Annotated in this window: 15 protein-coding genes; 8 read left to right on the plus strand and 7 right to left on the minus strand. The window is 32.5% G+C overall.

What is annotated here, in order from left to right:
* The first annotated feature begins 190 nt into the window (after positions 1-190).
* Positions 191-622, plus strand: a complete 432-nt coding sequence (locus Q1B05_RS01360) for a dCMP deaminase family protein (RefSeq protein WP_299776759.1) — start codon at positions 191-193, stop codon at positions 620-622.
* Entirely contained in the window at positions 622-2,220 is a 1,599-nt protein-coding gene (locus tag Q1B05_RS01365; protein ID WP_299776761.1) for a S41 family peptidase, read from the plus strand. The genes Q1B05_RS01360 and Q1B05_RS01365 overlap by 1 nt, the downstream gene beginning before the upstream one ends.
* Positions 2,221-2,245: 25 nt before the next feature.
* On the opposite strand, the gene Q1B05_RS01370 is transcribed toward Q1B05_RS01365, so the two are convergent.
* Both Q1B05_RS01370 and Q1B05_RS01375 read right to left on the minus strand, forming a co-directional pair.
* Positions 2,246-2,452: a hypothetical protein gene (locus Q1B05_RS01370; protein WP_299776763.1), complete on the minus strand. Its 207-nt coding sequence runs from the start codon at positions 2,450-2,452 to the stop codon at positions 2,246-2,248.
* A 1-nt stretch (position 2,453) separates the two neighbouring features.
* Entirely contained in the window at positions 2,454-3,035 is a 582-nt protein-coding gene (locus Q1B05_RS01375; protein ID WP_299776765.1) for a MarC family protein, read from the minus strand.
* A 91-nt stretch (positions 3,036-3,126) separates the two neighbouring features.
* Here Q1B05_RS01375 and Q1B05_RS01380 point away from each other — a divergent pair, with 91 nt between their 5' ends.
* The gene (locus Q1B05_RS01380) at positions 3,127-3,693 is read left to right on the plus strand and encodes a DUF3109 family protein (RefSeq protein WP_299776767.1); all 567 of its coding nucleotides are present in this window, start codon (positions 3,127-3,129) and stop codon (positions 3,691-3,693) included.
* A 1-nt stretch (position 3,694) separates the two neighbouring features.
* Here the strand turns inward: Q1B05_RS01380 and Q1B05_RS01385 are convergent, their stop codons facing one another.
* A complete protein-coding gene (locus Q1B05_RS01385; RefSeq protein WP_299776770.1) occupies positions 3,695-5,686 on the minus strand; it encodes a tetratricopeptide repeat protein in 1,992 nt (663 codons plus the stop codon).
* A 1-nt stretch (position 5,687) separates the two neighbouring features.
* Positions 5,688-6,419, minus strand: a complete 732-nt coding sequence (locus Q1B05_RS01390) for a LytTR family DNA-binding domain-containing protein (RefSeq protein WP_299776772.1) — start codon at positions 6,417-6,419, stop codon at positions 5,688-5,690.
* A 569-nt stretch (positions 6,420-6,988) separates the two neighbouring features.
* Between Q1B05_RS01390 and Q1B05_RS01395 the strand changes: the two genes are divergently transcribed.
* Both Q1B05_RS01395 and Q1B05_RS01400 read left to right on the plus strand, forming a co-directional pair.
* Positions 6,989-7,969 (plus strand): ribonucleotide-diphosphate reductase subunit beta, encoded by a 981-nt coding sequence (locus Q1B05_RS01395; RefSeq protein ID WP_299776774.1) that lies wholly within the window; start codon positions 6,989-6,991, stop codon positions 7,967-7,969.
* Positions 7,970-8,058: 89 nt separating this feature from the next.
* Positions 8,059-10,554, plus strand: coding sequence for a ribonucleoside-diphosphate reductase subunit alpha (locus Q1B05_RS01400; protein WP_299776776.1), 2,496 nt, complete (start codon positions 8,059-8,061; stop codon positions 10,552-10,554).
* A 146-nt stretch (positions 10,555-10,700) separates the two neighbouring features.
* Here Q1B05_RS01400 and Q1B05_RS01405 read toward each other — a convergent pair whose 3' ends face one another.
* Positions 10,701-13,013: an inorganic phosphate transporter gene (locus Q1B05_RS01405; RefSeq protein WP_299776778.1), complete on the minus strand. Its 2,313-nt coding sequence runs from the start codon at positions 13,011-13,013 to the stop codon at positions 10,701-10,703.
* A 789-nt stretch (positions 13,014-13,802) separates the two neighbouring features.
* Between Q1B05_RS01405 and Q1B05_RS01410 the strand changes: the two genes are divergently transcribed.
* Complete coding sequence (locus Q1B05_RS01410) at positions 13,803-14,159, plus strand: nicotinic acid mononucleotide adenyltransferase (protein ID WP_299776780.1); 357 nt, start codon at positions 13,803-13,805, stop codon at positions 14,157-14,159.
* Between the two features lie 72 nt (positions 14,160-14,231).
* Here Q1B05_RS01410 and Q1B05_RS01415 read toward each other — a convergent pair whose 3' ends face one another.
* Positions 14,232-16,238: a hypothetical protein gene (locus tag Q1B05_RS01415; protein WP_299776782.1), complete on the minus strand. Its 2,007-nt coding sequence runs from the start codon at positions 16,236-16,238 to the stop codon at positions 14,232-14,234.
* A gap of 133 nt (positions 16,239-16,371) precedes the next feature.
* A complete protein-coding gene (locus tag Q1B05_RS01420) occupies positions 16,372-19,116 on the minus strand; it encodes a TonB-dependent receptor (RefSeq protein ID WP_299776784.1) in 2,745 nt (914 codons plus the stop codon).
* Between the two features lie 229 nt (positions 19,117-19,345).
* Between Q1B05_RS01420 and dgt the strand changes: the two genes are divergently transcribed.
* Together dgt and Q1B05_RS01430 are read left to right on the plus strand one after the other, a co-directional pair.
* On the plus strand, positions 19,346-20,689 hold the full coding sequence (dgt, locus tag Q1B05_RS01425) for a dGTP triphosphohydrolase (RefSeq protein WP_299776786.1): 1,344 nt from the start codon (positions 19,346-19,348) through the stop codon (positions 20,687-20,689).
* A 65-nt stretch (positions 20,690-20,754) separates the two neighbouring features.
* Positions 20,755-23,973: a PA domain-containing protein gene (locus tag Q1B05_RS01430; protein WP_299776788.1), complete on the plus strand. Its 3,219-nt coding sequence runs from the start codon at positions 20,755-20,757 to the stop codon at positions 23,971-23,973.
* The last annotated feature ends 53 nt before the right edge of the window (positions 23,974-24,026 follow it).

Below are 24,026 nucleotides of genomic sequence, written 5' to 3' on the forward strand. Positions count from 1 at the left end.
TTCTCAAAATTTTAACGATTAACCATTGTAATTAAAGAGCTAACGGGCTATCTTCGTTAAATAGGTGGTTTATTTACAATGGTTCTGAGTTTAATAGAAAAGCATATATTGATTTAAAAAGAATAAAGGCTTTATCATTTTAGTTTATCTTTTATTCCAAATAAGTTCATAAAAAAAATTAAAAATATTAATGCCTAAAAAAAAGCAACTTAAGTACGATAAAGCTTATTTACGAATAGCCAAAGAGTGGGGTAAATTATCGTTTTGCGAACGCAAACAGGTAGGTGCTGTTATTGTTAAAGACCGGATGATTATTTCAGATGGATTTAATGGAACCCCAACAGGATTCGATAATTTTTGTGAAGACGACGAAGGTTATACTAAGTGGTATGTTTTACATGCCGAAGCTAATGCTATTCTTAAAGTTGCTGCTTCTACACAATCTTGTAAAGGCGCTACCTTATATATAACACTCTCACCTTGTAAAGAATGCAGTAAATTAATTCATCAATCAGGAATTGTAAGAGTTGTGTATTGTCAAAAATATAAGGATGATTCTGGATTAGATTTTTTAGAAAAAGCAGGCATACACGTTGAATATATCGAAGATTTATCCGCATAATGACATTAAAAAAAATATATCTACCTCTAATTGTTGGAGCTGCAGTTGCGGCCGGAATATTTATAGGAGGTAAATTAAATTTTTCTGATTCTTCAGATAGGTTGTTTGCGTCTAATAGCAAAAAAGAGAAATTAAATCGTCTAATAGATTATATAGATTACGAATATGTAGACGATGTAAATACCGACAGTATTGTAGATGTAACTGTAAATGGAATTCTTCAAAATTTAGATCCACATTCGGTATACATACCTAAAGAAGACATGGAGCGTGTTTCTGAAAATATGAAAGGTGATTTCGTGGGTATTGGTATTCATTTTTATACATATAAAGATACGGTTACCGTAATAAGAACTGTAGATGATGGTCCTAGTGATAAAGTGGGAATACAAGGAGGAGATCGTCTTATTTTTGCAGATGGCGATTCTTTATTCGGAAAATATATTGAAAATGTAGATATTATTCATCGTTTAAAAGGGCCTGTCGGTTCTAAACTACATTTAAAAGTATATAGAAAACAAACCCATGAGATGCTAGATTTTGATATCTCTAGAGGTGTTATTCCTATTAAAAGCGTAGATGCAAGTTATATGCTTACTAGTACGTTGGGATATATAAAAGTGAATCGTTTTGCGGAAACGACATATAAGGAATTTAAAAACGCTTTACTCGATTTAAAATCTCAAGGTGCTACAGAAATTACACTTGATTTACGAGATAATCCAGGTGGTTTCTTAGGAGTTGCTGAACAAATTGTTGATGAATTCTTAGAAGATAAGAAACTTATTTTATTTACTAAAAATAAAAGTGGCAATATAGATGAGAGTTTTGCTACTGAAAAAGGTGATTTTGAAACAGGAGAAGTTTATGTTCTTATTAATGAAAACTCTGCATCTGCAAGCGAGATCGTAGCAGGGGCGTTACAAGATAACGATAAGGGAGTTATTATTGGTCGTCGTTCTTACGGAAAAGGTTTGGTGCAGCGCGAAATGGAACTAGGAGATGGTAGTGCTGTGCGCTTAACAGTCTCTAGGTATTATACCCCAACAGGGCGTTCTATACAGCGCTCTTATAGCCATGGAAATAAAGATTATTACGATGATTATTATTCGCGTTTAGAAAGTGGTGAGCTTTTAGATTCTCTTAAAATTGAAGTTTCAGATTCTTTAAAATTTACAACACCTAAAGGGAAAGTTGTATATGGAGGTGGTGGAATTATCCCTGATGTTTTTGTGCCTTTAGATATAAAAACCCAAAATGAAACACTATTGTTTTTAGAGCAACGCGGATTTATAAGCTATTTTATTTTTGAAGAACTAGAGAAAGATAGACATGTTTTTGATGGCTATTCTAGGCGAAATTTTATAGAGACTTTTAAGGTAAGTGACGATCTTGTACTTAAATTTCAAGATTATTTAAATGTGAGAACTGTGGCTAATATTTCTTTTCAGAATTCTAAAGAAGAGGTGAAGCTGTATCTTAAAGCAACAATTGCCGATCAGTTATATGGCAAAGGTGTGTATACAGAAGTTTTTAATAACCAGGATAATATGATTAATGAAGTTATTAAAATAAGTGAGCAGCATCAAAATAATTAATGCAACTCACTTATGGTAAGTTTGTTTATTTTTTCTGATTCTTAAACTTTTCTTCGATACGTTTCGATGTGTTTAATATTAGTAATAATACTATAGCACATAATAAAACGAGAATAGTAATTAATGCTACAATGCTTTCATCTCCAAAAGGAGCATCAAAGTTAATTTGCGTAATGTTAAACGCGATTAATGCAATTGCAATTACCGATAGAATAATAGAGAATATTTTCATTTTAAATAAATAAGGCTTTAATGTTATGTGCAAATAGTTTTACAGCTATGGCAAGTAAGACAACTCCAAAAACTTTACGAATTATATTTATTCCTGTCTGACCTATTAAACGCTCAATTGTGGTTGATGTTTTTAAGACTATATAAATAAGGATAACGTTTAGAATTACAGCTACAATAATGTTTTCTGTTTTAAATTCTGCTCTTAATGATAGCAACGTTGTTAAACTACCTGGTCCTGCTATTAAAGGAAAGGCTAAGGGAAATACGGTTGCTGTTACAGAAGATTGTTCTTCTTGCTTGTACAAGGTGATTCCTAAAATCATTTCTAGAGCAATAAAAAACAATATAAAAGAACCAGCTACGGCAAAAGAGTTTACATCTATACCAATTAAGCTTAAAATACTATTTCCTAAAAATAAGAATACAATTAATATTGCGCCAGCAATAAGGGATGCTTTCTCACTTTGTATGTGTCCCATTTTTTTACGTAAATCTATAACAATGGGAATGTTACCGATAATATCTATCACGGCAAATAGAATCATAAAAGCGGTGAAGATTTCTTTAGTATTGAATTGCATTACTTTAACCTTTAAATTTTTTGGGCAAAAGTAATGGATTAAAATAGACTATCTATAATAAATAAATATAAAGTTTCCCTATTTTTGCGGCATGTTTCAAATAGGAAAAACCATAATTTCAGAGGAAATTATAGAGAAAAATTTTCTCTGTAATTTATCAGCGTGTAAAGGTCAGTGTTGTATAGATGGTGACGCAGGTGCACCGTTAGAAGAAAAAGAAATACAGATACTTGAAGATATATATCCGAAAGTAAAACCCTTTTTACGCCAGAAGGGTATTGATGCTATCGAGGCTCAAGGAACGTACATTACTACTGATTTTGGAGATTATGAAACTCCGCTTATAGATGGTGCAGACTGTGCCTATGTTATTTTCGATAAAAAAGGAACAGCACTTTGTGCTATAGAAGAAGCTTATAACCAAGGTGAAGTTAGTTGGAAAAAGCCAGTATCTTGTCATTTATACCCTATTCGAATTAAAGAGTTTACTGAGTTTTCTGCTGTAAATTATGATCGTTGGGAGATTTGCGACGATGCATGTGCTTTAGGAAAAGAATTGCAAGTCCCAATTTACAAATTTGTAAAAGAAGCTTTAATTAGAAAGTTTGGAGAAGACTGGTATATGGAACTAGAAAAAGTGGCCAAAACGTATAAATAGTTTAGGCCTTTTTGTGTTTAGGGATTGGAATTTGTAAAATTATTTTAGTCCCTTTAGGTCTGTCTTTTTCATTGTATAAATCTTCCACGTTAAATTTATAGTCATTTGAGTATTGTTTAGAGAAATTCGCTAAACGTGCTTTGGTAATCGCTATTCCTACAGATTTGCGTTTTAAAACCTTTAAGCTGTTAATTTTTTCTGCTTCAATTCGTCCAATACCATTATCTACAATGCTAATTGTAATATAGTCGTCTGAATCTTTAGAGACGTACAAATCTATTTTTTTATCATGTTTTTTAGAGGATAGTCCATGCCATAGTGCATTCTCTAAAAATGGTTGCAAAATTAAAGGCGGTACTTTTATGTTAGCTGTACTTATTCCTTCGTTTACATGTATATTAAAATCAATTTCATCTTCAAATCTAATATTCTCAATGTTAATATAGAGTTGCATGGTGTCTAATTCGTCTTCTAAAGTCATTTCCTTTTCGGTAGAAGCGATTAGGATTTTTCGAATGAGTTTAGAAAATTTATTTAAATAATAAACGGCTTTTTCTTTGTCGTTGTTTATTATGTATAGTTTTATAGAATTTAGTGAGTTAAATATGAAATGTGGATTCATTTGACTTCTCAACATATCCTGTTCAAGTGTAATTATTTGTTTCTCCTGTTTTAATTGGCGATGTCTAATAATTATGATTATCATGGTTGTAAACAACGAAATTAAGATTGCAGTATACCAAAATAATTTTTTGTTGCGCTCTAGTTTGTTGCGTACTATTTCGTTCTCGTTTGCTAATTCTTTTATTTGATTGTTTTTAGATTCATGCTCGTACTCAATCATTAAATCATTAACATAATTTAGGTTTCGATTGTTTGTAATACTATTCTCAATTTCTGTGCTTTTTTTGTAAAACAGATGTGCATTTTTGTAATCTTCCGTCTTAAAGTGTAATTCAGATAGAGATAGGAGTGCTTTAGATGTGAATGTTTTTAAATCGTATGCTTTAGAAATTTGAAGTGCTGTTTGTAGGTTGCTTTCAGCGTCTTCATCCATGTTTAATTTTTCTTGTATGCTCCCTAAGTTAATGTATGTTTCTGCTAAATAAAACTGATCGCCTAAATCTATAGCTTCTTTTAAAGTTTTTGTTATTAAGTTTAATGCTTTATCGTATTTTTTTTGTTTGATGTAAATTTGTGTAATCGCATTATTGCAAATTACCCGCCCCATCATTGAGTTTATTAGTTCGTTATATTCAAGCGAAGTTTCGTAATTTGTTAAGGCTTTATCTAGTAGGCCTTTGTTTTCTAAAACAATACCGATATTTTGATAGTTTATGGCTAAACCTAATTTGTTATTGTTGCCTTTTTCTATTAGTAATGCTTTTTCAAACTGTTTTAGTGCTAAATCGTATTGTTTAAGTACTAAATAGATGTTACCCATGCTATTCCTTGAAATAGCCATACAGCGTTCTAGTTCTGGGTCGGGATCGGTTTTAAAGGTTTTAAAAGCTAAATCGTATGCTTTTTTGTGGTAATCTAAAGCCGGTTTAATTAAGTCCATTCTGCGGTAAGCTACTCCTATTAAGTTTAGGGAGATAATTTGTAGCACTTTGTTTTTAGCATCTTTAGCCGCATCTATTGCTTTTTTGTGTTGTATAATCGATGAGTCATATAAAGATCTGTTTCTTTCTATGGTTCCAAGTGCATTCAATGCATAAGATTTGGCATCGTAATATTGATTTATACTTGCTTGGCTTATTAAGTATTTCATTTTTAGACTGTCCTTCTTATCGTTGTAGAAAAAGGTTTCTAAATCATGGAATTCTTTGGGTTTATTTTTAAGAGCAGTTTGTACTCGTTCAATAAAAAGAGAATCTAGTGTGGTGGTTTGTGCAATACTAATTTTAAAACAAAATATTAGGACTATCCATATAAAAATAGTTGGTAGCGAGATGTTGCTTTCTTTTGTATATGAAAATTGTCTTTGCATATTATAGTTTTTCTAAGAAATCGGCTTTTCGTTGTCTGGCTACAGGTATTTTGTGGTTAGATTGCATAACGACATAACCTTCATTCTTAATATACTCTTTTATTTTGTTTAAATTGACAATATATGAATTATGAATTCTAAAAAACACATGTTCTGGTAAAATAGCATTCACTTCTTTTAATTTTTTTGTCAAAACTATTTTCTGATTATCCTTTAAAAAAATAGTGCTATAATTTCCGTCCGATTCTACAAATAAGATATCTGCTATTTCAATAAAAATCAATTTCCCATCTGTGTTTATAGAGATGCGTTGGTTATTAAGTTCGTTAAATCTTAATAATACTTGTTCTATTTGTGCTGAGTTATTCAATTTTGCATTATACTTTTTAATTCTATCTATAGTTTCTTTTAGGTCGTCCGAGTCAATAGGTTTTAAAAGGTAATCAATAGCCCCTTTTTTTAGTGCCTGGATTCCATATTCATTATACGCAGTGGTAATAACAACAGCAAAATCTCTATTTTTTAGTTTGTCTAAAAACTGAAATCCGTCCATTGTAGGCATTTGTATGTCTAGAAATAAGCAATCGGGAGGGGTGTTGTTTAGGTATGTAATAGCTTCTTCTGGTATGGTAAAGGTTTTTATAACTTTTATATATTCTTTAAAGTTGCTTAATTCCCAAGTTAGGCTTTGTGCTGCTTTTGGTTCGTCGTCAACAATAATAGCTTTTATCATGTTTTTAAGTTAAATGTGAATTATTTGTAAATTTAAATAAAAATAATTTCGATTAATTCAATGTAAGTCTCTAAAAAATACTAATTATACATATTTGGTAACCAACTATACATAATCATAATTTTTTTTAAGTTCTTTAAAGATATTTGAGAATGTATTAATAATGTATAATTACGAGAATGTTAAAAACGGTGTAACACGCACGGTATCTTTATCAAAGTAAAACAATATTAGTTAGTTTAGTTAATTATTGGGAGAAAAAGAGGACTTATAGAGTCCTTTTTTTTGTTTTTAATTATTTGTGTAGAGTGTACTGAGGTGCTAAGTGCCGAAATTAAGTGCTATTTATTTGAAATATTTTATGTATAAATAAATTTTATATAATTGGAATTCAGTTGATTAAAATTATTTTTTGTAAACAATATTTATTTTTGTTTTAAAATCTTGTTAAGAACTTGTTAACAACGTTTAGGTGTAGCGCTTCCTTTTTTAAATCTTATTTTGAATATTTGTTATTTATGTAGATAAATAGATATAAACATATAGCATTTTTAACTAAAAAAAATACAATGTCTCAGTATTTAGAACCAATTCTTGAAGAAAACAAAAATAGATTTGTAATTTTTCCTATTCAACACCATGACATTTGGGAGTGGTATAAAAAATCTGAAGCTAGCTTTTGGACGGCAGAAGAGATTGATCTGCATCAAGATATTGTAGATTGGAAAGATAAATTAAACGACGATGAGCGCTATTTTATAAAACATATTTTAGCATTCTTTGCAGCAAGTGATGGTATTGTAAATGAAAATTTAGCAGAAAATTTTGTTAGTGAAGTACAGTATAGCGAAGCTAAGTTTTTCTATGGATTTCAAATTATGATGGAAAATATTCATAGTGAAACCTATTCGCTTCTTATAGATACCTATGTAAAAGATGAAAAGGAGAAGCATCTTCTTTTTAATGCTTTAGAAAATTTTCCTGCCATTAAGAAAAAAGCAGATTGGGCTCTTAAATGGATTGAGTCTCCAAGTTTTGCAGAGCGTTTAATTGCATTTGCGGCTGTAGAAGGTATTTTCTTCTCTGGTGCTTTTTGTTCGTTATTCTGGTTAAAAAAACGTGGATTAATGCCTGGTCTAACATTTTCGAACGAATTAATTTCCCGAGATGAGGGTGTGCATTGCGATTTTGCTGTGCATTTACATAATCATCATCTTATTAATAAAGTGCCGAAAGATAGAATTACAAATATTTTGGTAGATGCTTTAAATATAGAAAGAGAGTTTATTACAGAGTCTTTACCTGCAAGTTTAATAGGTATGAATGCGACTCTAATGACACAATATCTAGAATTTGTAACCGATAGATTACTTAGTGAATTAGATTGCGAGAAGGTATATAATACAACCAATCCATTCGATTTTATGGATATGATTTCACTTCAAGGGAAAACAAATTTCTTCGAAAAACGTGTTTCCGAATATCAAAAAGCAGGGGTCTTAAATAAAGAAGAGGAGGAAGATAAATTTAATTTCGATGCCGATTTTTAATCGCCTTTAATCTCAAAAAATAAATCAATAATAAATAACCTATTTCTAATTTTTGTGTATCGGAAATAAGCTAAAAATGTGTAAAAATTATGTTTGTATTAAAAAGAAACGGAAGGAAAGAGCCTATTATGTTCGATAAAATTACTGCTAGAGTTAGAAAACTTTGTTATGGTTTAAACGAACTTGTAGACCCTGTAAAAGTAGCTATGAGAGTTATAGAGGGTTTGTATGATGGCGTTACAACTAGCGAATTAGATAATTTAGCAGCAGAAATTGCAGCAACTTTAACAACTGCACATCCTGATTATGCGCGTTTAGCAGCACGTATTTCCGTATCTAACTTACATAAAAACACAAAAAAGACCTTTAGCGAGGTCATGCAAGATTTGTATAGCTATGTAAATCCAAGAACAGGAAAACCTGCTTCACTTTTAGCAGATGATGTATATAAAGTAATCATGGATAATAAAGAGCGTTTAGACTCTACTATTATTTATAATCGTGATTTTGGTTATGATTATTTCGGATTTAAAACGCTTGAACGTTCCTATCTTTTAAAATTAAATGGAAAAATTGCCGAACGTCCTCAGCATATGTTAATGCGTGTGTCCATAGGTATTCATTTAAACGATTTAGATTCTGCATTAGAAACCTATGAGTTGATGTCTAAAAAATATTTTACACACGCCACACCAACTTTATTTAATTCGGGTACGCCAAAACCACAAATGTCGTCTTGTTTTCTTTTAACCATAAAAGACGATAGTATAGATGGTATTTACGATACATTGAAACAAACGGCTAAAATTTCACAATCTGCTGGAGGGATCGGGTTGGCTATTCACAATGTGCGTGCTACAGGAAGCTATATTTCAGGAACTAATGGAACGTCTAACGGAATTGTGCCTATGTTACGTGTGTTTAACGATACGGCGCGTTATGTAGATCAAGGTGGTGGGAAACGTAAAGGAAGTTTTGCGATGTATATTGAAACGTGGCATGCAGATATAATGGATTTCTTAGACTTAAAGAAAAATCATGGTAAAGAAGAAATGCGTGCTCGCGATTTGTTTTATGCAATGTGGATTTCAGATTTATTTATGAAACGTGTTCAGGAAGATGGACCGTGGACGTTAATGTGCCCAAACGAGTGCCCTGGCATGGACGAAGTACATAGTGAAGCTTTTGAAACTTTGTACTTAAAGTATGAAGTAGAGAATAAAGGACGTAAAACCATTAAGGCCCGCGAACTTTGGGAGAAAATATTAGAATCTCAAATTGAAACAGGAACACCTTATATGTTGTATAAAGATGCAGCGAATCGTAAATCTAATCAGCAAAATTTAGGAACTATCCGTTCTTCAAATTTATGTACAGAAATTCTAGAATATACATCTCCAGATGAGGTTGCTGTTTGTAATTTAGCATCAATAGCTTTACCAATGTTTGTTAAAAATGGTAAATTTGATCATAAAGAATTATTTGAAATAACAAAACGTGTAACAAAAAATTTAAATCGTGTAATAGACAGAAACTACTATCCTGTAATTGAAGCAGAGAATTCTAATGTACGTCATAGGCCAATAGGTTTAGGTGTGCAGGGTTTGGCCGATACCTTTATAAAATTACGTATGCCGTTTACAAGTGATGAAGCTAAAAAACTAAATCAAGATATTTTTGAAACTTTATATTTTGCTGCTGTCACCTCAAGTATGGAAGAGGCTAGGTTGGATGGGGTATATCAAAGTTATGAAGGCTCTCCAATTAGTAAAGGGGAATTTCAATATAATTTATGGGGATTAACCGAAGCAGATTTAAGTGGGCGTTGGGATTGGGATAGTTTAAGAACTAAAGTGTTGGAGCACGGGGTTCGTAACTCGCTTTTAGTAGCGCCTATGCCAACAGCATCTACATCTCAAATTTTAGGAAATAACGAATGTTTCGAGCCATATACTTCTAATATTTATACACGCCGTGTGTTGTCTGGAGAATTTATTGTTGTCAATAAACATTTGTTAGAAGACTTGGTTGAGTTAGGGCTGTGGAGTGAAGCTTTAAAACAAGATATTATGCGTGCTAATGGATCTGTTCAGAATATAGATTGTATTCCTCAAGATATTAAAGATTTATATAAAACGGTTTGGGAGCTCAGTATGAAAGATATTATCGATATGTCTCGTCAGCGTGGTTATTTTATAGATCAATCACAATCTTTAAATCTATTTATGGAAGGCGCAACCATGTCTAAATTAACTTCTATGCATTTTTATGCTTGGAAGAGTGGTTTAAAAACAGGTATGTATTATTTGCGCACTAAGAGTGCTGTAGATGCGATTAAATTTACTTTAGATAATACTAAAATAGCGCAACCAATAGAAGCGAAAGTAGTAGTGAATGTGGTAGAGGAACCGTCGGGGGGATATAGGAAAGAAAAAGCAGAACAAACAGCGGCTAAATTTATAAAAGAAACCCAGGCCCAAAAGAATGACGTAAATGTAGAGCCAATGACTGCTGAGGAAATGAGGGCTTTAATTGCTCAAGCAAAAGATGTTGAAGGTGATGATTGTTTAATGTGTGGATCGTAACAGGTTTTATATAGTTTAATTTTTAAGTTTAAAAGGGGGCAAGTTTATTCGGCCTCCTTTTTTGTGAGATTATTTATATAAAAAAACCGAGCCGTTTAAAATATTAAACGGCTCGGCTGTATTGTTTTAAAAGTATAAACGGTTTATTATTCGTCTATTTCTTCGTCTTTAATTATTTTATGTATTTGAGTTGTTCCATCATTCGCATGATAAAACTCTTCTAGTAAATTCATTGTAGCGGTAAGAAGATCTTTTGTTTCTAATAGCAAACTAAAGTAAAGTGTAGTGTTTTTAGGGCTAACTTCTTCTGTTCTGGTGCGTTCTACTTGTTTCTGAATTTTATAAGTAATTTCTGTAAATAGATCTTTTTTAGTTTTTAAAATTTCTCCAATATCTTCAAATGAACGGTTTTCAAATGTCTTCTGTGTTTTAGAAAATAAACTTTCTAATAGCGTATCGATTTGTTTTAGTTCTTTAATCTGGTTGAATTTTAATTTCTTGTGGTTATTGTTTACGTGTTTGTAACTTACTTTAGAAATGTATTCTAAAGATTGAGACATGTCTTGTAAGTAGCCTAAGATATTAATATAGAAATTACTCGCTGCAACACTAGATTCATCAAGATTCTTAATGAAGTAAAAGATGTTGTCTCTTAATTCGTCAATCTCATTAGTTAGTTTTTCTACTTGTTTTTTATTTTGTTTTAGAGCAATTAAATCTTGTTTAGATAATCCGTTTATAGCACCTGTATAAATTCTATTAACACGTTTAATCGCATTGGCTATATTGTGAGCGCTTTCGTGTACAACACCTTGAATAGAGCTGCTTTCTGCACGAATGAGTTGACCTTCGGCCTTAAGTTCTTTTTGTTTTTTGCTGTGCATTAAGTAGTTTCTAGATAATAATAGGAATGCTATTAATAATAAAATACCTACCATAGATGGCACATGTAAATTAATTAAGTATGCTATGATTGCTGCAGAAGCAAAAGCAATTAAAGCTGTAAAAAACCAACCACCAATAACATTTAAAACACCAGCAACACGGTATACTGCGCTTTCTGCTCCCCAAGCTTTATCAGCTAAAGAAGTACCCATGGCAACCATAAATGTTACGTATGTGGTAGATAGTGGTAGTTTCATAGATGTTGCAATAGATATTAGTACACTAGCAACCATAAGGTTTACTGCTGCACGTACCATATCGAATGCAGGTAATTCGTAAGTTTTGTTTTTTTCTAGGGCAATTGTAGGTTTTTCAAAACGTCTATCAATTTTTTCTTGGGTAGCGCTTGGAATAATTAGTTTCACAAGGTCTGATAGGCCAACAGCTGTTCTTACAAATCCTCTTGATAAGAAGTTAGGTTGAAAACGTTCTTTAGTTTCATTTTGACTAGAAGATAAATCTATAGATGTTTTAACAACGGCTTTCGCTTTGCTAGAAAACCATAGTGTTGCTACCATAACCATACCTGCTATAAATAGCATAAGAGTTGGTGTTTTAACGGCTTCAGATAAAATACCCATGTTAAATTGGTCTGCAGGTATACCCGATATAGACCATTCTTGGTAAGATTGCCATGCTGCAATTGGAACGCCAATAAAGTTAACCAAGTCGTTTCCTGCAAAGGCTAATGCAAGTGCAAAAGTTCCTATTAAAATGATTAGTTTGTATATGTTGAATTTTAATACCGTTAAATAAATGTAAGATACAATACTCCAAAATATAAAACTTATAAGTAGTATTATAAAGACTTCATTTTCTATAAAGTGTCCGATTGTTAAACCGCCTAAGAACGAATAGCTTTCTTTAGCAAAAGCAGTTCCTCCAATACCTTTAATAAAAATAAAGTATGAAATAGCTGTTATTGCTAAACCTCCGAATAGTGCACCTACCCATTTTGCTTTTTTATCGAAATTAAAGGATAAAAGTAAACGTGTAAACCATTGTACTATAGCACCTACCGAGAAGGCTATTACTACAGAGAGTAGTATCCCAAATATAATTTGAGTGGCTTTAGAGGTGTTAATGTATTTTACTAAATCCGAGATGTTGCCGCCTTCATTTCCAATTTTAATAAGTGCTATGGCTACCGAAGCTCCTAAAAGTTCGAATACAATAGAAACTGTTGTGGATGTTGGCATCCCGATGGTGTTAAAGAAATCTAGTAATAAGATGTCTGTTATCATTACTGCCATGAAAATAATCATGATTTCACTAAACATGAACTCTCCTGGGTTAAAAATACCTTTTCTGGCGACTTCCATCATACCGCTAGAGAAAATTGCTCCTATAGCCACACCAAGGCTGGCTACAACCATAATTGTTTTAAAAGAAACTGCTTTAGAACCTATTGCAGAGTTTAAAAAGTTGACAGCATCATTGCTTACGCCTACAACTAAATCGGCTATAGCAAGAACTGCCAAAGCAACAATCATTAATAAATATATATTCTCCATTTTTTAATCTCAAATTGTTTGCAAATATCTATAGTGTTTCTCACTGATGTGTTACGTAAATGTTATTAATTTTATTAAAAACAGTCGATGTCTAATATGATTTGAATGTATTAATCTTAGAATTTAGATTTATAAATAATCTCTAAAATAATACGATTTTTAATAGTTATTAAGACTTGTGAGGGTTTTTTTTAATGTTGTGAGTGTTTACTTGGTAATTTTAAGATATTCTAAATTTTATATGTTAAAAATTTCAGTTAAAATATAATTTTTTGTTTCAGTTCTTTGAATAAAAAGTAAAAGATACTATTTTAATTTTATTTAACTATGAAATGTTCTTTTAAGATAAATATATCTTCTTTTTTTAATGCATAAGTTCATTTAATGCATATTTATCTTACTTGAAGTATTATATGTTTTTTTATTAGAAGAAGATGCCTTGAAACCCCCTGTTGTTATTGTGTTTACGTGTTTTTGTTTGCGTTTCTAGAGGAGCTTAATATGTAATTTAAAAATAAGAACTGCCCCTAAAGGCAGTTCTTTTGTTCATGATAAATAGTCGACAAAAACTAATAGCTTATATGAATAAATGCAAAGAACGACAATCTATTTTACGTCTGTGTGAAGCATATATTATGTTACTATTAATTGATTTTTAGAGCTATTAACATTGTAAGTGTCATAAAATCAGTAAAATAATCCTCAATGTTAATTTAATGTTACCAAATTATTGTTTAAACGTTAATTATTAGTTATCTTTGAGTTGTAAATCAGTTAAAACACACGAAGATGAAAACGAGAATATTATTTGTATTTGCTTTATTAGTGACTGCTATGTCATTTGCGCAAGATAAGAGAGAATTAAAATTAAATAACGATACACAGTTAATAGATGTTACTTATTATCATGAAAACGGTGAAGTTAGTCAAACAGGAACTTACACTCAAGAAGGTAAGTTACAAGGTGAGTGGAATAGTTATGATGCTAAAGGACAAAGAACCGCATCTGCAAATTATGAGAATGGGAAAAAAGTTGGAAAATGGTTTTTCTGGGGAGATGATTCTTTGAGAGAAGTAGATTATTCTAACAATGCTATTGCTAGTGTAAGTGAATGGAGTAACAAATCTAAACTAGCATCTCATTAAAAAAATGATAGGTATTAAAAAACAAAAAGCACCCATTTGGGTGCTTTTTGTTTTTGTATATAATCTTGTTTGTTATAAACTTGCGTTTATCCAAGACCAAGTTGAAATATCTACTTGGGTTCCGTCGTTATAAGCATCAGTAGTAGTAGCGGCTTCACCGTCTATAATAACGTTAGCTAAAGGACCATCGTCTTTCATGTCGATGTTAACATCGTAACCACTTAAGTAAAGATTAGTGATTGTTCCTCCAGATTGTTTTTTAAACTGTAATGCAGTACCTCCAACAGTAGAGATTGCAGTAATGTTTACAAATTTAGGGTTGTTGTTGTCTTTATCGCCTTCAAATACAGTAGAAAATCCTTCTCTTGTATGAGAGATGTAAGCATTGGTAACAGTACCATTCCATCCTTCAGTCCAGTCAACAGAATCATCATCGTTATTGTCGAAGTATAAGTTTGTTGCAGAAACAGTTCCTCCAAAAAATTCGATACCATCATCAGCTCCGTTAATTACTGCAATGTTTTCTATAACAGTTTCAGATCCTACAGCGTAAAGCGATACACCGTTGTATTGAGACTCTGAGTTAATTTGAGCACCTGTACCTTTAATCACTAAGTTTTTAATAGATCCTGAGTTGTCAGCATCGTTAGTTCCGCCATAAATGAAACCTCCAATTTCTGCAGTAGCATCTTCACCAGCAGTAGTTGAAGCATCTCCACAGATTGTTAATCCGCCCCAGTCTCCTGGTTCAGCGTTTACAGAAGCCATTACCACTGGGTTCTCTTCAGTACCTTGAATGTCTATTTGACCACCTTTTAAAACAGCGATGTAAACACCAGTACCACCATCTCTAGCAGTAATTTTTGTTCCTGCAGGAATAGTTAATTTTCCACCGTCTTGAACGATGTAAGATGAGTTTAATATATAGCTAATAGAAGCATCTAAAGTAATATCTCCAGTTACAGCTCCTTGTAATACATTGCTTTCAAGAGAAACGTCTGTGTCTACCCAAGCAAAGTCATCTACATCTACAGTTGGTACAACTGATGTATTTAAACCGTAGAAATAATCTCCAGATTCAGCCATTGCTTCGTCTGAAGCTAAAGCAACAGGTGAGTATCCGTCTTCAAAAACAACATTAGATGTTGCTCCTCCGTCTTTCATGTCTAAATCTACATCATAACCACTTAAAGATAGGTTCGTGATTGTTCCTCCAGACTCTTTCTTAAATTGTAAAGCTGTACCACCAACAGTAGAAATTGCTGTGATGTTATTAAAAGAAGGGTTTCCGTTATCTTTATCTCCTTCAAAAACTGTAGAGAATCCAGAAATAGTATTAGATATGTAAGCTCTGTCTACAGATCCATTCCATCCTTCTGTCCAGTCGATAGCGTCATCATCAAGATTTTCTAAATATAAGTTAGACACGCTAACTGTACCTCCAAAAAACTCAACACCATCATCAGAACCATTAATTATGGCTACGTTATCTACATAAGTACCAGAACCAACTGCGTAAAAAGATACACCATTGTATTGAGATTCTGAGTTAATTTGTGCTCCTGTACCTGAAATTTGTAAGTATTTAATGATTCCAGAACTATCGCTATCGTTTGATCCACCGTAAGTGAAACCACCTACTTCTGCTGTAGCATCTATACCTGCAGTAGTTGTAGCGTCTCCACAAAGTGTTAATCCACCCCAGTCACCTGGTTGTGCATTTACAGAAGACATAATTACAGGGCTACTTTCTGTACCGTTAATGTTTATTGTTCCTCCTTTTAAAGTAGCGATATAAACATCTGTTCCTCCATTTTCTGCAATGATTTTTGTTCCAGCAGGAATATTTAAAACAGCATTGGCATCAATAATAAATTGTCCAGTTAATTGGTATTGTACTCCAGATTCTAAAGAGTAACTTTCTTGTAGAGTACCATTTAATATACCAGCTTCAAGATTTGTAATTACATCAGCTTGTTCTTGTCCTATAGATTTTGGATCATCTGTACTACAACTTGTAAAAGCTACAGCTGATACTAAACCAGCAACTTTAAAGAAATTTAAGACTAACTTTTTCATATTAATTTTTGTTTGATTTTGTTTATTGTTTAGCTGTTGCAAAGAAACACGCTTAGTGTTTCTGTATATTTAACTCAGTATTAAAGTAAGGTTACGCTTTAGTGGTTGTTTAAGCTTCTGTGTTAATTGAATATTACTTAAAGGTGTATTTTAAACTTAGGCTTAATAAACTGCCTTTTTTATAAGAAAGTACAGTTTCGTTAGTTTGAATTCCTGTATTAATATTTCTTATGTTTTGTGTTTGTTTAATTTCTGGATTTAATAAGTTTCCTCCTGTGAATTTTATTAATAAATTATCTGTTATAAGTTTGCTAACTACCAAGTCTAAGGTTACAAATCCTTTCTCAATAATAGCATCGTTGTATAATACGGCACTATTTGTAAAATCTTCAGGAGAACCTAAAGCATATATTTTGTCTGAAGAATAGTTCCCTGTTAACGTAGCTATAAATTCTTTTTCCTTATGGCTGTTGTAGCTTAAAGATCCGTTTATAATTAAGTCTGAAGCGCCTTGTAAATCTGTTTCTGTAATGTTGTTGTATTGGTAATCTTCAAGTAAATCTTGAGTAAACCACATTTTAGTTACATTGGCATTTAAATTTAATAAAGCATCGTCGTCGTCGTTAGTAATTAAATCTACTCGACCTTCAAATTCTAGTCCTACAACATCTGCTGCATCTCCTGTGTTTGAGTATTCAAATATTCCAGAAGATCCTCTTGTTTGGGCTAAGTTTATAGGGTTTTTAATTTGCTTATAGAATGCTGTTGCAGAAACAAGTTCACTGCTTTTAGGGAAGAATTCCCATTTAAGGTCTAAGTTAAATACATCCGATTTTTCTAAATCTGGATCTCCACGTGTAACACGTCCTGTTGGTGATACGTATTCGAATGGAGCTAATTCTTTAAATTCTGGAAGTGTTTGTGTTAAACTAGATGCTAGACGAAGGAATTGATTTTCGTTTAATTCATACTTTAAGTTCACACTAGGATAAACTTCAGTGTATTCTTTTTTAATAGAACCTAAACGACCTACATAATTGGCAACATCCCAATTTACATTAATTTCGTCTCTCTCTAAACGTACACCTAGGTTACCTGAGAATTTTTTGTTTAAACCAAAATCTAAATTAGCAAATCCAGCAATAATGTTTAAGTCTGCATCGTATAAGTCTGGATCTCTTTCGCGAAGTACTAATCCGTTATTAAAGTTTTCTGTTGTAAATGTTTCAGAAAAATCATCTACTGTTGGTACTTGGAAATCACGAGCTCTAACTCCTATGAAAAGGGAGTTAAAAGAACGGTCTTTCTGACGGTAATCTGCTCCAAAATTTAATTTTAATGGTCTAGTGTTTGCATCTTCATCAAATTTACCTAATTCAATAGCATCTATAATATAAGCGTTATATTCTGTGTCTTCAATTTGTTGACTAGATTTTCTTTGTTGGTAATCGCCAACGTGAGCATATTGTACTGTGTTTTCGTCTAAAATGTTAACCTCATTTCTAATTCTGTTAGGTTCTTGAGCTAATACATAATTAAATCCAGCCGCCCATTTTAAAGTATTACGTTCTGTAATATTATGGTCTCCTTCAATTTGATTAATTAACATGGTAGTTTGCTTAAAGTTTTGGTCTCTTACAAAAGCACCATCTTCTTGAGGGTCTTGGTCAAATACATAACCTTCTCCGTTTCTACCTTGCTCATACACATTGTCGTCACTCTTGTTAACAGATAAGCTGCTAATTCTAATGTTATTATCGCTGTTTAATTTTAAACCTAAATTAATATAACCTGTAGAGTTTATGCTTGTGTTAGAAAGTTCTGTATCTGTAAATTCGTTGTCTAGAATATTAGATCTATAACTTCTAAAAATACCTGTTTGATAATTGTATTTTTTAGAGTGAGAACCTGCTGCAAATAATTTTACTTGTTTACCGAATACTTCAAATTTTGTGCCTCCAGATATTCCGATTCCGTAGTTTCCGTAGTTTTTCTGAATTATTGGGTCCCAACCTTGTCTAGTAATTAAGTCTACTAAGGCATATTCTTTTTTATGAAAACCAAGCGTTACATCTTCAGAGATAATACTCTTTTTGAAATTGTCTACCCCAAAAAGATTGGTGTTGTATCCTGATGATATACCAATAGATAATTCCTTTTTAGAATATCCTTTTGAAGTAATATCTGCATTTCCAGAGCTCTGATCTGCATAAGCAGATGTTGTATACGTTTTACTTATTCCTACATTTTCAATCATGCTTGTTGAAAATAGGTTTAAGTTTATGTTTTTGTTATTAACATCATCAGACGGAATTGGTAAACCGTTCATTGTGGTTGACAGGTATCTATCACCTAGCCCACGAATATAAACCTCGCCAGACCCTTCACTTTTAGCGACTCCAGAAATTTTAGATGTTGCAGCTGCTGCATCTGTAACTCCAATTTCAGACAAGCGTTCTGCTCCAATACTTTCTTTAATAACAACAGCTTGTTTCTGGTCTAGCAATAACGCTGTTTCACTTTCTTTTCTGGTTGTGGTTTGTATAACAACTTCGTCTAATGCAGCTGCACTAGCACTCATAATTATATCTATTTGTGTTGTGTTTCCTGCGGTTACAGTAACGGGAACTTCTTGTGTTAGATATCCTACAAAACTAAAAACTAAGGTGTGTTTGCCAGGAGTAAGGTCTGTCAAAGAGTACATCCCATCCATATCAGATGTTGTTCCGTTTGTTGTTCCTTTTATTAAAATGTTTGCAAAGGCAAGAGGTTCATTATTATATTCTTTATCTGTTAACTTACCTGTAATAGTACCGGCATCTTGAGAATAAGAGAGCGCGGTAGTTAAAAATACTAATGCTATTAATAATTGTTTCATTTTGTCGTTTATTTTCATTCCGCAAATAAACTTCTGTTTTTTCGAATCAACTAGAATCACGGGTTAATGATAGATGATAAAAAGGTTAACTTAAAGTTAGAAGATTTGTTTGTTTTTTAAGTTTTGTAAACATTCTGTTAACATACAGAAATTCAAGAATCGGTTTAATAAGGCTTGAAGTACGATGTATATTAGAAAGTGCTATATTGCGAAGACTTAAAATATAGTTATGAATTGGGAACAATTATTATCTCTTAAACGTTTTGGAGACGTTAATAAACGCTTAAGAAAGAGTCAAGATGAAACACGTTTAGGTTTTGAGGTTGATTATGATCGTGTTATATTCTCTTCAGAATTTAGAAGTTTACAAGATAAAACACAGGTTATACCCATGTCGCAAACAGATTTTGTGCATACGAGACTTACTCATAGTCTCGAGGTTAGTGTTGTAGCGCGGTCTTTAGGACGTAAAATAGGAGAAAAAATACTACTTAAATATCCCGAACTTAAATCAGAGCACGGCTATTTGCCAAACGATTTTGGTGCAATTGTTGCGTCTGCAGCATTGGCTCACGATATAGGGAACCCTCCTTTTGGACATTCAGGCGAGAAAGCCATTGGCGAGTATTTTAAAACAGGATTAGGGATTAAGTATAAAAATGAAATTACACCTAAGCAATATCAAGATTTGTGCGATTTTGAAGGTAATGCTAATGGTTTTAAAATATTAACACAGAGTAGGGAAGGTCGTGTAGGCGGATTGCGTTTGTGTTATGCAACCTTGGGGGCTTTTATAAAATACCCTAAAGAGTCATTGCCTAAAAAACCAACACAACATGTGTCTGATAAAAAGTATGGTTTTTTTCAGAGTGAGAAAGATGCCTTTTTAGATGTTGCTAAAGAATTAGGTTTAATAGCAGCTGGAGCTGAAGGAGATATTAGTTTTAAAAGACATCCGTTAGCATTTTTGGTAGAAGCGGCCGACGATATTTGTTATACCATTATCGACTTTGAAGATGGTATTAATTTAGGTTTAATTGAAGAGGAATTTGCCCTAGAATATTTAATTAAACTGGTTAAAGATGTTATAGATATTAATAAGTATCATCAATTAACCAATACACAAGACCGGATTAGTTATTTAAGAGCTTTGGCTATAAATACACTAATTAATGAAGCGATTTCAATTTTTGAGGCTAATGAAACCGCTATATTAAACGGTACCTTTACGGTGTCTTTATTAGACAAAAGTAAATATGAAGCTCAAATAAATGATATTATAAAAATTAGTGTCGAAAAAATCTATCAATCTCAAGATGTTTTAGATAAAGAAATTTCAGGTTATGCTGTGATTTCTAAATTATTAGATATTTATATAACAGCAGTTAATAATGATTATAATGGAAAAGCTTCTAATTATGATAAACTGATTTTAAAGATTCTTCCAAAAACTATCAATTTCAATGCAGACGATTTGTATTTAAGATTGTTAAATGTGTGTCATCATGTGTCTTTGTTTTCTGATAGTCAAGCTATTCTGACTTACCGAAAATTTTCAGGACGTTTAGTTTAATAATATTGTAAATACTTGTTTGTCGTCTAGAAAAAATTATTTTTGTGTAATACAACCAAATATATATGAAGAATAAATTACAAATCGCTTTAGGACTTGTGGCTATTGTTGCAGTGGTTTTTGCTGTTACTAAGTTTAGTGGCGAAACTCAAGTATCTGAAAAGCAAGGATCTAATCCGTTAACTATTGCAGAGCTAAAGGCCTTGCACAAAAAGAATTTAGAAAATAGCCCGTTTAAAAATACAAAAGGCTTATCTAAAAAAGAACGTGCTCAACAAGGGTTGCCTCCAAAACTGTTTATGGAACGGTTATGGGAACTAACTATGAATCCTGCATTAGGAAGACCTACACCAGAAAATTTAGCTGTAATTCAAAAAGAATTATTACAAGAACGTTCAAATAGTTTAGCAACAGGGCGTGTACCTGGAGACGATTCTAGTAACAATTGGGTAGAGCGTGGTCCAGATGATATTGGTGGTCGTACTAGAGCACTAATTTTCGACCCTAACGATACTTCTAATGAAACTGTTTTTGCAGGAGGAGTAAGTGGTGGGTTATGGAAAAATACTAACATTTCTAGAGCTTCATCAGTGTGGACAAGCGTAGATATTCCAGAAAATTTAAATATTAGCTGTATTACTGTAGATCCTAACGATTCTAAAACTATGTATGTTGGAACAGGAGAATCTTATGTTGCAGGAGATGTAAATGGTAACGGTGTTTGGAAATCTACAGATGGTGGGAACTCTTGGAGCCATATTTTTGGTGGTGCTGAAGGGGAAACCATTTTACAAACAGATTCTGATGTTGTAGTTAATTCACCTAGTGATATTGCAGATTCTTATATCTCATTGAGTGCTAGTTTCGGTCCATCAAATACAGAAGGTGTTACTAATGATGTGGTGTTGGCAGATACAGGAGATGGGGTTTATGAAGCTTGTGATGCATTAACTAATGCTGCAGCTGTTAATGGTAAAATAGCTTTAATATATAGGGGGACTTGTACTTTTGTAGATAAAGTGCTTAATGCACAAGATGCAGGTGCGGTAGCTGTTATTGTAATAAATAATGTATCAGGAAACCCAATTACTATGGGGGGAGATGATTTAACAGGTTCTGTATTGATTCCTTCTGTTATGATCTCTCAAGAGAATGGTGCTAAAATTGTTGCCGAATTAAATGCTGGAGAAACAGTTAACGTCACTATTTCTCCTAATTCTGGAGATTTCTCTGGGCTTTATGTGTTAAAAGGAAATCAGCATGTGAATGATATTATAGTTAGAGATAATAAAGGTGTTTCTGAGGTGTATGTCGCAGCTGGATCTACATTTTATAGCGATGCAAGTCCAACTACTCTTTTCGGACCAAGTGACTACGGATTATATAAATCTTCTAACGCAGGTGAATCATGGAGTTTATTAGGAGTACCTTTAACTGCAAGTGGTAATGTTTATGAGCCTAATGATATTGAATTAGGAGCAGACAATACGGTTTGGATGTCTACAAGACAAAGTTTACTTTATGGTGATGGTGGTGGTGCTATTTTTGCATCTACAGACGGAACTAATTTTGTTAAGAAATATGAGTTTTCAGGAAGTCGTACTCAAATAGCGGCGTCTACTTCAGATGCAGATAAAATATATGTTTTAGCGGAAGGCACAGAAGTTCCTGTTGTTATGTTTAAAACTACAGATGGATTTGAAACAGTGGCAGATTTAACTTTACCGGAAGATGCAGATACAGATATGGATGCAGACGATTTTTGTAGAGGTCAAGCTTTCTACGACTTAGTTATAAAAGTAGATCCTACAAACGATGAAACTATTTTTGTAGGAGGTATTGATACTTTTACAAGTACAGATGGAGGAAGTGTTTGGACTCAATTAACGCATTGGTATGGCGGGTTCGGATATCCGGATATGCATGCAGATCAACATGCTATTGTGTTTGGAACAGACGATACGTCTAAAATGTTATTCGGAAATGATGGTGGTGTGTATTACTCTGCAGCTAGCGGAACAAAACCTACGTCTAGAAATAACGGATATAATGTAACCCAGTTTTATACTGTTGGGGTTGCTCCAACTGCAGCTATATCGGGAGATTATTTTGCAGCAGGTGCTCAAGATAACGGAACACCATATTTTGAGAAAGCAACGTCTGGAATTAATTCTTCATCGTTTGACCTTTATGGAGGTGATGGTGCATATACTACATTCGATCAAGATGGTACAGATACGTATGTTATTTCAAATTATGTGTATAATAATGCCATTATAAAGTACGATTATAAAACAAAAGTATCTACAACTATAAATAGTGAAGAAGATGATATTGGAGAATTTATTAATCCTCAAGTTTTAGATTCAAGATTGAACTATTTATTTTCTAATTATTCATCAGGAACAGATTATGCTGTAAAAACGTATAGAACAGTAAGTGATGCTGGGGTTTATTCTGTTAATACTATAAAAAATGATTTAATGGATGCTCCGGCTTTGGCTTTAGCAGTGTCTCCTTACGATGAAACAAGTACACATAGTATTCTATATATGGGATTAGAAAACGGTAAATTACTAAAAGTAACGAATGCTAGTGCGCCATTATTTCAAACGTGGACAGATATTTCTTCAACTCAATTTTTAGGAAGTATTTCAGATATTGAATTTGGAACTTCTACAGAAGAAATTTTTGTAACCTTCCATAATTATGGTGTAAATAATATTTGGTATACTAATGATGGAGGAACCACTTGGAGTCAGAAAGATGGGGATTTACCAGATATGCCTGTTAAAGCTATCTTACAAAACCCTTTAAAAACAGAAGAAGTTATTGTGGGTACGGAATTAGGTGTTTGGTATACATCAGACTTTTCTAGTGATTCTCCTACTTGGAAATCTGCTTTTAACGGGATGAGTAATGTAAAAGTTATGGATTTAGATCTTAGAGATGATAATACTATTTTTGCAGCAACTTTTGGAAGAGGAATTTTCTCTGGTGAGTTTACAGGAACGGCGTTAAGTGTAGAAGATAATGAGTTAGCTACAGGTATTTCTTTGTATCCAACGGTTTCTACTGGCGAATTTAAAGTTAAATCGAAATCTAATTTAGGTGAAGTTAATCTTCAAATTTTTAATTTAAGCGGACAATCTGTTTATGTTAAGGATATTAATTTAGATGGAAATACAGCAACAGACATTACTATTAATGTGGCTTCTGGAGTGTATTTAGCTAAGTTTACAGAAGGTGCAATAACAACAACTAAAAAGTTTATTATTAAATAAGAATAACTTTTTAATATAATTGAAAAGAGTAACGCCAAGCGTTACTCTTTTTT

The sequence above is a fragment of the uncultured Formosa sp. genome (assembly GCF_947500765.1).
Lineage (GTDB): Bacteria > Bacteroidota > Bacteroidia > Flavobacteriales > Flavobacteriaceae > Formosa.

Bases quoted from the DNA above. Each gene is read 5' to 3' on its own strand.
- Q1B05_RS01415 (WP_299776782.1), bottom strand. From the start codon at position 16,238: ATGAAAAAGTTAGTCTTAAATTTCTTTAAAGTTGCTGGTTTAGTATCA.
- Q1B05_RS01370 (WP_299776763.1), bottom strand. From the start codon at position 2,452: ATGAAAATATTCTCTATTATTCTATCGGTAATTGCAATTGCATTAATC.
- Q1B05_RS01430 (WP_299776788.1), top strand. From the start codon at position 20,755: ATGAAGAATAAATTACAAATCGCTTTAGGACTTGTGGCTATTGTTGCA.
- Q1B05_RS01405 (WP_299776778.1), bottom strand. From the start codon at position 13,013: ATGGAGAATATATATTTATTAATGATTGTTGCTTTGGCAGTTCTTGCT.
- Q1B05_RS01365 (WP_299776761.1), top strand. From the start codon at position 622: ATGACATTAAAAAAAATATATCTACCTCTAATTGTTGGAGCTGCAGTT.
- Q1B05_RS01375 (WP_299776765.1), bottom strand. From the start codon at position 3,035: ATGCAATTCAATACTAAAGAAATCTTCACCGCTTTTATGATTCTATTT.
- Q1B05_RS01400 (WP_299776776.1), top strand. From the start codon at position 8,059: ATGTTTGTATTAAAAAGAAACGGAAGGAAAGAGCCTATTATGTTCGAT.
- Q1B05_RS01390 (WP_299776772.1), bottom strand. From the start codon at position 6,419: ATGATAAAAGCTATTATTGTTGACGACGAACCAAAAGCAGCACAAAGC.
- Q1B05_RS01380 (WP_299776767.1), top strand. From the start codon at position 3,127: ATGTTTCAAATAGGAAAAACCATAATTTCAGAGGAAATTATAGAGAAA.
- Q1B05_RS01395 (WP_299776774.1), top strand. From the start codon at position 6,989: ATGTCTCAGTATTTAGAACCAATTCTTGAAGAAAACAAAAATAGATTT.
- Q1B05_RS01360 (WP_299776759.1), top strand. From the start codon at position 191: ATGCCTAAAAAAAAGCAACTTAAGTACGATAAAGCTTATTTACGAATA.
- dgt (WP_299776786.1), top strand. From the start codon at position 19,346: ATGAATTGGGAACAATTATTATCTCTTAAACGTTTTGGAGACGTTAAT.
- Q1B05_RS01385 (WP_299776770.1), bottom strand. From the start codon at position 5,686: ATGCAAAGACAATTTTCATATACAAAAGAAAGCAACATCTCGCTACCA.
- Q1B05_RS01420 (WP_299776784.1), bottom strand. From the start codon at position 19,116: ATGAAACAATTATTAATAGCATTAGTATTTTTAACTACCGCGCTCTCT.
- Q1B05_RS01410 (WP_299776780.1), top strand. From the start codon at position 13,803: ATGAAAACGAGAATATTATTTGTATTTGCTTTATTAGTGACTGCTATG.